At 33.1% G+C, this 643-nt stretch carries 1 protein-coding gene; it reads left to right on the top strand.

The window, feature by feature from the left end:
• The coding region (locus tag KTG12_RS21455) for a hypothetical protein (RefSeq protein ID WP_216945552.1) at positions 1 to 612 on the top strand (612 nt) is incomplete at its 5' end.
• Between the last annotated feature and the right edge of the window lie 31 nt (positions 613 to 643).

The raw sequence follows: 643 nt of genomic DNA on the forward strand, positions 1-643 counted from the left end.
CGTGGTAAGTATGCCTTGTTGAATGATCGTATTTATATGCCATATCGTTTTTTTGTGGATGATTCATGTTTATATGTTTCAACCGCAGAAAAGGAAGGATTGTTTTTAGAGGTGAATATGCGGATAGGTACGGAATCACATTGGGGGAAGAGAAAGGATTTTGGAGAAGAGTTGCCTAACCGAATACGGAATAGTAGGCATCTTCTGAATTTTGAGGATAAATGTATAACCGTTTCAGATAATATTCCTATAGTGGAAATTTATGATTTGAAAAGTAAACAAATGGTTGATAGTTTGGACTTTTCAGATATAGATTATATAAAAAAGGATCTAATTAAGAATGAAAATATACGGAAGTTGAATAGTTACACAAAGATAGTATCAGATGCTTATGTGGATGGCAATTACTTATATGTGTTGTTGTTTGGAACAGGCTCTTCTGGAGAAGTTCTTTCGAATGAAATACTAAAAATAGAATTATCTCCGATATTGAAAAAAAAGGAAATCCTCCAATTACCCGGAACGAATTATTTACATATCTGTGTCAATCAAGATAGTATTTATGCATACAATCGGAAAGAAGCACGGGTTGAATTATTAGTTAGAGAATGAATGCAACAAGAACAGTCGGCATGTTACTATT

Source organism: Parabacteroides sp. MSK.9.14 (genome assembly GCF_019041495.1).
GTDB classification, from domain to species: domain Bacteria; phylum Bacteroidota; class Bacteroidia; order Bacteroidales; family Tannerellaceae; genus Parabacteroides; species Parabacteroides merdae.